This window comes from Pollutimonas subterranea (assembly GCF_002849655.1).
Lineage (GTDB): Bacteria > Pseudomonadota > Gammaproteobacteria > Burkholderiales > Burkholderiaceae_B > Pollutimonas > Pollutimonas subterranea.
On record NZ_PDNW01000041.1, the window covers coordinates 1 to 7922 of the forward strand.

A 7922-nucleotide genomic window follows, 5' to 3' on the forward strand; every position below is an offset into this window, starting at 1 on the left:
ATCGTGACCGCCGATTCCGGTGGCCCCGGAAATCGGTCACGATAGACCGGAATGGGCGGTCACGATGGACCAGAATAGCCGGTCACGATAGACCGGAATCACTGGTCACGATAGGCCGGAATACCCACCCAGGAAAAAATCGGTTCCAATGTCATTGCTCATCACTTTGAATCCCGAACAGAGGGATACAGTAGTGCGCCATCAATCAAGGCTTCAACTTGCGGGCCATCCCAGGCGGCGGGCCCCATTGCCCGGCCTATTTCTCGGCCCTCTTGGTCAATTAATAGCGTTGTTGGCACGCCCGGTGCACGCAATGTATCTGAGACTTTTGTCGTCGGGTCAACGTAATGCTTTAACGTTCGAATGCCAAAATCCTGATAGAACGGCTTGACTAAATCGGGATCTCGATCAATCGAAAGCGCAACGACTTCAAAGTCTGGACCGCCACGCTTGGCATTTAACCGGTCCAGCGATGGCATCTCCTCTCGACGCGGAGGGCACCAGGTCGCCCATAGATTGAGCAATATGACACGACCATGAAAATCAGCCAAGGTTAAACGAGCGAGTCAGCTCCCATCGTGCCGAAGTAGCCCAGCAAACGAGGCACTTGCGGGATAGCTTACACGCTCGACATAAAGTCAAAAATTACGTTTTTAAACATGGCAGGAGCAATCCGACAACGCCTGTAATATCCCGCACGATTCTGTCGGCTTCGCGCTTGTGCATTTTTCGCGCAAAATCGTCAGATGCCCCTTTAACTGCATCAATTCTTTGACGCGCACTTCCACCGCATGGATATGCTCATCTAACAAAGCATTGACATCACCGCAGTCCTCCTCCGGCTTGTCGCGGTATTTCAGTAAGGCACGTACATCCTCTAACGCCATATCGAGCGTACGACAGTGCCGGATGAATCGTAGACGTTCAACATGCTCTTCACTATACAAACGATAATTACCGCTACTGCGAGAGGGTTCAGGTAACAGGCCTTCCTTTTCATAATAACGAATGGTCTCGGCCTGACATTCCGTGCGCTTGGCCAGTTCGCCAATCTTGATATTCATCTTAATCTCAGTTAATAAAACCATAGAGTAACTATAGGGTATTCGTATACCAATAGCAACTAACGCAAGACGACCTGCTCCATTTTGCGTCGAAAGTATGCGCCAGCAAGGGTGAGAGAACAGCTACTACGTTACCCATCCACAGGATGGCAATTTAGCGAATTACAGATAACAGCATGGGACTTCGCGTAATCAGCACCAAATTGCTGTGAAAACCAAGATCGATGCGATCAGGGCTGGACTAGCTCGGTCTGGGAGTATCGACGGCCGCTATTTGATCGCTAGAAGAGCAGCCATACCTATAGCACTTGGTTGTTGCCAGGTGCAGGACTAAGTCTCCTCACTTGCAAGAACGAGATCGTGCACCTTTAAGTAACAAAGTACGCTTAATAGATGCACCTAATTTGTGCGCGGCGTTTTGGATGAGTCGTCGCTATCGCCGAGCAAGTTGCTCGATTTAATCGCTCCGGGCAACCAGAGTATAAATACAGCCACGGCCCAAAAAACCATGAAAGCTCCTGCATTCCATTGATCGTCAACTAGATAAACGCTGCACAATTGCTGTGGGGCTTCCTGATAAATGAGGCCCACGGCAACCGTCATCCAGCACCAGTTGAAAATAAAAAATGCCTGAATCACCACGCCCGCCTGGCGCCACGAGACTTCCAGCAGCATTCCGGCGACAAGCCAGCTAAGAACCTTAACTAAAGCCACGCCTGTATGGAGGACGGCCAGATCGAGCGCGGCAGGCACCATCCAAAACGCGATCACCAATGCCGTAAACACAAGCGCGGTAAGTCCCTTTGCGGTCCAGGGCTCAATCAGCCGCACAAGACGCGGACCCGCCGCCAAGGTGGTCAACCAGCCTATGACAAACAGAAGCGGAAACTCCAGCCCCATATGGCGAGCCATGGCTGCAACACGGCTGCCGCCACAAGCAGCACGCCAGGGAACCATGCAATATAGCGAGGAGTAATCAAGCGCATGGGCTACGGCGCCGCCTTATTATATAAATAGTCGGCGAATGCCAGGTCAGCCCGATCGACATCGTACGCTTTGATCAACTTTCCGCGCTCGTCAATACGAAATAGCGCAGCATTGTGCGAGTACCCGCCCAGGCCATCAGGAATAATCACAATGTCGAACAACTTGAGCATGGGTTCCAGGTCGAAAGGACTGACGACCGTTGACGAGCGCCACAGCGATGCGTCGGCCCCCAGGCTGCGGGCATGCTTGGCCAACACCGCAGGCGTATCGTTGAACGGATCGAAGCTGAGCGTCAGCAAACGCACACGGCCTTCAAGGCCCCGGTTCCGTACTTCCTGCTACAAAAACGCCAGTCCCGATGCACTTGTACGGCAGATGGTGTCGCAACTGGTGTAGAGCAACATGACAAAGGTCGTATAACCGGACGCGCTGCCATAATCGGCCAGCGACAGGGTTCTCGCCCGTCTGGTCAATCATGGATAGGACCGGCAAGGTTCGCGGCGCGTGCTCTAGGTCGATCCGGCGCACTCCATCGGCGGTGATTGCGGTGAATCCGCGCGTCACCCCGCCAAACGCCAGCAGCCCCAACGCGATCAGGGCGAAGATAGCCACCAGCGTCCTGACGGCGCCGTGTGTCACGACTGTTCTGCCGCGGAAGCAGTGCCCGCATCAGTGGCGGGGACGTCGGCGACATCGCCCCAAGGCTCAGCTTGGAATGCCGTCGCTGCGTGCGCGGCTTCAATCGTTGCCGTTTCGACAGCAGGACTGTCGTTGCCCCACTCCGCCCGGATAAAGGTAAGAACGGCCGCGATTTGCGCATCGTTCAACTGCGTACCGAAACCCGGCATGGCCCCGTTGTAAGTGGTGCCGGCAACCTCGATAGGCCCGGTCAAGCCGTGCAGCACAATCTGCGCGGGAATATTGACGTCGCCCGTAACCCAGAACGCGCCCGCCAATGGCGGAAAGACGCCAGGCAAACCCTGCCCGGTTGCCTGATGACAAGCCTGACAGGTAGTGGTATAAATTTGACGTCCGTCGACTACGCTTCCCTCATCGCCGCCAGCACCGCCGCGTGGGTTACGGGGACTCGACGGTCGCCTAGCGACGCAACCCCAGTGGGATCGGCATTGAGAATATAAAAATCGCCCATGCGACAAGACCAATGATCAGATCCAGAAATACACGCGGTACCGGGTTATACAGTTCCTTGGGATCGGCATTCTCACAACTACGGGTTTGTTTTGGTCTCATCGTTTTTTCCTGATTCGTTAGGGTCGGTCATCTTCTCGGCAGGTTCTTGAGCCAGGCGCTCAGGAGCCAGACGACTGGCCGCCCATTCGGCCTCTTCCGCCGAAAGCACGGTATAGGTGCGATCCAGGCCTTGCAAGTAAGCCACCAGATCTAGGGCCTCGGGCTTGGTAACGACTACCTCTCCAAGTCAGCAGCATTCTAGCAACTACTGTCCCCGCTAGTTGACGCGACGGCGATAGATGATAAGAGAATCAAAAAACACTTGACCCTAAAGCCACTGCAGGGTTTCTAATAGCGGCATCAAAGGAAATCCACTATGAAAAATCCTCAGCCAACCCTCGACAAAACGATCGCATCGTGTTGCGGTCACGCACACGGCCACACTAGCCAACCCACTGATCCGCCGCAGATGCCACGGAAAAACGGTTCCGCGACTGCTTATCGCATTGCCACCATGGACTGCTCCGCTGAAGAGTCTGAAATTCGTCGCGCGCTCGAACCGGTTACTGGTATCCGTAGCTTGGGCTTTCAGCTTGGCGCGCGCACATTGGTTATCGATGCACCAACTGACGTGTTGCCGTTGGCTTTGACCGCGATACGCAAAATCGGTTTTGATCCGAAAGAAATATCAAAACCAGGCGACAGTGGTGACGGCTCCGGGGCGCACAGTGACCAGGAGCACGGATTTTCGAGCGGCATTACCCGCTTGGTTTTTGCGCTCGTTTTTGCCTTCGGAGCGGAGAGTCTTTCGTTTCTCGCTCCCGACACCCAGCCCTGGCAAATCGCTGGAATGGTGATAGCCGTTATCGGGATTTGGCTGGCCGGACTCGATACTTACATGAAGGGCTTTTTTGCTCTTCGCCACGGCAAGCTTAACATTAACGCCTTGATGACCGTCGCAGTCACAGGAGCCTTCTTAATCGGCCAATGGGCCGAAGCCGCCATGGTCATGGCCTTGTATGCTATCGCTGAATTAATCGAGGCTCGCGCCGTGGATCGGGCACGAAATGCGATTAAGGGTCTTCTGGACCTTGCGCCAGAAACGGCCGAGGTTCGCCAGACGGGCGGTAATTGGCACGTGATGCCAGCCAAGGATGTCTCGCTCGGTACAATCGTGCGTATCAAGCCAGGTGAACGGGTGGCCTTAGACGGCACCGTCACGGCGGGCGCAAGTGCGATCAATCAAGCCCCTGTGACAGGCGAAAGCATCCCCGTTGAAAAAACCATCGGTGACCCTGTGTTTGCCGGCACTATTAATGAGTCTGGCTCCCTGGAGTTTGAGGTCACCGCTGTGGCGAGCGATTCGACGCTGGCCCGAATCATTCATGCTGTGGAACAGGCACAGGGTAGCCGCGCTCCCACACAACGTTTCGTCGATAAATTTTCCGCAATCTATACGCCTGCAGTTTTCGTCATGGCGCTTGCCGTGGCGTTAGCCGGCCCCCTGCTCTTTGATTGGACTTGGTTGCAAGCCATCTATAAGGCATTGGTCTTGTTGGTCATTGCCTGCCCGTGCGCGCTGGTCATCTCTACGCCCGTAACGGTTGTCAGCGGTTTGGCTGCGGCAGCCCGTCGAGGAATTCTGATCAAGGGTGGCACCTATCTTGAAGAGGCGCGCAAACTCAAGGCCGTTGCGCTGGATAAGACCGGCACGATCACCTCAGGCAAGCCGGAATTGGTCGAATGGGAAGTAATCTCCCCTAATGTTTCCAAACAGCATGTGGCTGCAATAGCCGCCAGCTTGGCCAGTCGCTCAGATCACCCCGTATCCAAAGCCATCACGGTGGGGTTGAACCTGTCCACACACGATGTGGATGCCTTTGAGGCGCTGCCTGGCCGCGGAGTCAAAGGCGCCGTGGCGGGCGAGGACTACGTGCTGGGCAACCACCGCTTGATTGAAGAACGCGAGCAATGTAGCGCCGAACTCGAGGCGCTTCTTAAAATCCATGAGGAAGCCGGACGGACCGTTACGCTACTGGCCTCCAACGAGACGGTGCTAGCCCTTTTTGCCGTTGCCGATACGATTAAGGCATCCTCGCGGGCGGCTATTGCAGACCTTAAGGCGCTGGGGGTCACATCCGTCATGTTAACGGGCGACAATAGTGCGACAGCCAGAACTATTGGCCACCAAGCCGGTATCGAGGATGTGCGTGGCAATCTCTTACCGCAAGACAAGCTCGCCGCAATCCAGGAAATGCAAAAGCATTATGGCTTAACCGGGATGACAGGCGACGGTATTAACGACGCGCCTGCGCTGGCTCAAGCCGACATTGGTTTTGCCATGGGGGCCGCCGGTACGGATATCGCCATGGAAGCAGCCGATGTCGTCATTATGAACGACGACTTGCATCGCATTGCGACAACAGTGGAGCTATCACGCAAAACCCATGCAGTGCTATGGCAAAACATAAGCTTCGCAATCGGCATCAAGGTCGTGTTTTTCTATCTTGCCATTTTTAGCGGGGCGACCATGTGGATGGCCGTCTTTGCAGATATGGGTGCCAGCCTACTAGTCGTAGCGAATGGCTTGCGCTTATTGCGCAGCGGCAAGAAGGCAAGCGCGCGCCCGGCTCCCGCCGACGAGCCCAGGGCCGATTACGAACGTTCGACCGGTTAGGCTCAGGATGGCACACCAATTTTCGTCCAAATCACATTGGTGGCTGTGGTGCCTGCTGGCGGTGAGCTTAACTGCACTCGACCAGGCCATTAAACAGGCGGTATCAGCCACCCTGCCGCTTTATGCGAGTATTCAAATCACGCCATGGTTTAACTTGGACTCACGTTTTAAACCCGGGCGCCGCCTTTTCTTTTTTGGCTGACGCAAGTGGATGGCAACGGTATTTTTTCAGCGCTGTGGGGCTGCTGGTGAGCACCATACTGTTATTCTCGCTGCAGCGCGGAGTCACGAGTCGATTGGTAACGGCATCGTATGTTTCGATCGTCGCCGGCGCCCTGGGCAATGTCATAGACCGAGTGCGTTTAGGCGCTGTCGTAGACTACCTTGATTTTCACTGGGGACTATGGCATTGGCCTGCTTTCAATCTGGCCGACGTGTTAGTGGTCGGTGGCGCTATTTTCCTTACCCTCTCGTCCTTTACTTTCCCGCGAAACGAAATGAAGCAAGCTATATAGCTTCTGCAATGATCCAGTACTTTTATCCTATTTATTCATAAAAGGCCCTCGTTGCACGTTGCACAAAGGCACAATCTAATATTAAGAAAAATTCAAACTCATGTCTTGGAATAAAACATTTTTAACAGCCATCACTCAACAAAACCCCTTGCGCGCCGCAGGCATGATTCTGTTATCAACAAGCACTTTTATGGCTTCAAACGCGTTTGCCGAGGTATTGAGCTTCTCCGTTATCAATGAGCAATTTCGGTTTCATGAAGCGAATGCTATCGCCGAAGTTCCACGGGTAGAGCGGCTTCGTAAATCATTCCTCCCTACTCCAATTAAAGGAGTTCAAACAAAAATAAGTTCTAATTTTGGTTTACGCCTCCACCCCGTTCTCAACAAACCCATAGCCCATAGTGGAGTTGATTATTCAGCGCCCAAGGGCACGCCTATCAGAACAACGGCAGACGGCACTATTGCATTTATTGGCCGACAAAAGGGCTACGGAAAAGTCATTATTGTCGAGCATGCTGCTAACTTTTCCACGGTCTATGCTCACCAAAGTCGATTCGCCCATGGTTTAAAAAAAGGCGTTACGGTGTTGAAAGGCAAAACCATCGGATATGTGGGATCAACCGGAATGGTGACCGGCAATAGCTTGCATTATGAAGTCCGAATAGACGATCAACCGATTAACCCATTAAAAGTAGACAGGCTGTACGTTGAAAATGAATATTTTCCCGCTAACGTAAATTAATAGGGCGTGGGAGAGGGCACCAAGAGGTCGAACAGTTCCGCCTGCTTCTCACCTAAGGCGCACAACACTTGTTGTCTTAATAGTACGTGCCTCGTCTATGCAACGGGCAGATGCGCTCCGTTCATTAAAGCCCTTTCCCATTGTCGAATAACACGAAGGTAGCATCATGAAAAAAGTAGTTTTTGGTATTTTAATGCTTTACGGCTCTTCGACTGCCTACGCAGCAAACGTTCACGGTGAACATGTTGCTCCTGTGTCCGCGCAAGATCAATCCAAGACAACTCAACACGCCGATACGGGCCCAGACAATAAAGCATCTGTGTCTAAAACGTTAGCAGTTTCAGGCTGCTGGATTCGTTCATTACCGAAGCCAATACCTTCTGCGGGCTACTTTGTCATAAAAAACACTGGCTCAAGTGACGCAAAACTAACCAGCTTGGCGATACCCGCGTTCGGCCAGGTATCATTACATCAAACGACCAATGAGGACGGCCAGAGCAAAATGAGCATGGCTCACGAAATTTCGATCCCAGCAGGCGGAGAATTGAAATTTAAACCGGCCAGCTATCATGCCATGCTCGAAAAGCCTACCCAAGCCCTTGCTGTTGGCGCTCACGTTCCCCCTCTGTCACAATAGATGTCCGGTCACTTGAACCTAATAGATGAGGGGGCGGTTGGAGTGTTTTCATGTCCGCCTATAGCCCTGAGCTCAAAGAGCAAATCGTCAGGAAAATGATGCCACCTAA

At 53.3% G+C, this 7922-nt stretch carries 11 protein-coding genes; 4 read left to right on the forward strand and 7 right to left on the reverse strand.

Annotation, left to right across the window (positions count from 1 at the left end):
- Positions 1–161: 161 nt before the first annotated feature.
- The 7 genes from CR159_RS21010 to CR159_RS21035 all read right to left on the reverse strand — a co-directional run bounded on the left by CR159_RS21010 (position 162) and on the right by CR159_RS21035 (position 3447).
- A complete protein-coding gene (locus CR159_RS21010) occupies positions 162–551 on the reverse strand; it encodes a TlpA family protein disulfide reductase (protein ID WP_102075893.1) in 390 nt (129 codons plus the stop codon).
- 102 nt (positions 552–653) lie between these two features.
- Entirely contained in the window at positions 654–1064 is a 411-nt protein-coding gene (cadR, locus tag CR159_RS21015; protein WP_102075894.1) for a Cd(II)/Pb(II)-responsive transcriptional regulator, read from the reverse strand.
- A 399-nt stretch (positions 1065–1463) separates the two neighbouring features.
- A complete protein-coding gene (locus CR159_RS21020) occupies positions 1464–1964 on the reverse strand; it encodes a hypothetical protein (protein WP_102075895.1) in 501 nt (166 codons plus the stop codon).
- An 89-nt stretch (positions 1965–2053) separates the two neighbouring features.
- Positions 2054–2356, reverse strand: a complete 303-nt coding sequence (locus tag CR159_RS22040; RefSeq protein ID WP_233208448.1) for a thioredoxin domain-containing protein — start codon at positions 2354–2356, stop codon at positions 2054–2056.
- Positions 2357–2363: 7 nt separating this feature from the next.
- On the reverse strand, positions 2364–2690 hold the full coding sequence (locus CR159_RS22045) for a hypothetical protein (protein WP_233208449.1): 327 nt from the start codon (positions 2688–2690) through the stop codon (positions 2364–2366).
- On the reverse strand, positions 2687–3214 hold the full coding sequence (locus CR159_RS21030; protein WP_369406275.1) for a c-type cytochrome: 528 nt from the start codon (positions 3212–3214) through the stop codon (positions 2687–2689). The genes CR159_RS22045 and CR159_RS21030 overlap by 4 nt, the downstream gene beginning before the upstream one ends.
- A 65-nt stretch (positions 3215–3279) precedes the next feature.
- Positions 3280–3447 carry a hypothetical protein gene (locus CR159_RS21035; RefSeq protein WP_233208450.1) on the reverse strand — a complete coding sequence of 56 codons (168 nt, stop codon included), beginning with the start codon at positions 3445–3447 and terminating at the stop codon, positions 3280–3282.
- A 171-nt stretch (positions 3448–3618) separates the two neighbouring features.
- On the opposite strand from CR159_RS21035, the gene CR159_RS21040 reads away from it, so the two are divergent.
- From CR159_RS21040 to CR159_RS21055, 4 genes are all read left to right on the forward strand, one after another.
- The gene (locus tag CR159_RS21040) at positions 3619–5919 is read left to right on the forward strand and encodes a heavy metal translocating P-type ATPase (RefSeq protein WP_102075896.1); all 2301 of its coding nucleotides are present in this window, start codon (positions 3619–3621) and stop codon (positions 5917–5919) included.
- 122 nt (positions 5920–6041) lie between these two features.
- Positions 6042–6434: a signal peptidase II gene (gene lspA / locus CR159_RS21045; RefSeq protein ID WP_233208451.1), complete on the forward strand. Its 393-nt coding sequence runs from the start codon at positions 6042–6044 to the stop codon at positions 6432–6434.
- 100 nt (positions 6435–6534) lie between these two features.
- The gene (locus CR159_RS21050; RefSeq protein ID WP_102075897.1) at positions 6535–7176 is read left to right on the forward strand and encodes a M23 family metallopeptidase; all 642 of its coding nucleotides are present in this window, start codon (positions 6535–6537) and stop codon (positions 7174–7176) included.
- A 166-nt stretch (positions 7177–7342) separates the two neighbouring features.
- Positions 7343–7813, forward strand: coding sequence for a copper chaperone PCu(A)C (locus CR159_RS21055; RefSeq protein WP_102075898.1), 471 nt, complete (start codon positions 7343–7345; stop codon positions 7811–7813).
- The last annotated feature ends 109 nt before the right edge of the window (positions 7814–7922 follow it).

Excerpts from the sequence above, each read along its gene's own strand:
- cadR (WP_102075894.1), bottom strand. The coding sequence starts at position 1,064 with ATGAATATCAAGATTGGCGAACTGGCCAAGCGCACGGAATGTCAGGCC.
- CR159_RS21020 (WP_102075895.1), bottom strand. The coding sequence starts at position 1,964 with ATGGGGCTGGAGTTTCCGCTTCTGTTTGTCATAGGCTGGTTGACCACC.
- CR159_RS21040 (WP_102075896.1), top strand. The coding sequence starts at position 3,619 with ATGAAAAATCCTCAGCCAACCCTCGACAAAACGATCGCATCGTGTTGC.
- lspA (WP_233208451.1), top strand. The coding sequence starts at position 6,042 with ATGCGAGTATTCAAATCACGCCATGGTTTAACTTGGACTCACGTTTTA.
- CR159_RS21050 (WP_102075897.1), top strand. The coding sequence starts at position 6,535 with ATGTCTTGGAATAAAACATTTTTAACAGCCATCACTCAACAAAACCCC.
- CR159_RS21055 (WP_102075898.1), top strand. The coding sequence starts at position 7,343 with ATGAAAAAAGTAGTTTTTGGTATTTTAATGCTTTACGGCTCTTCGACT.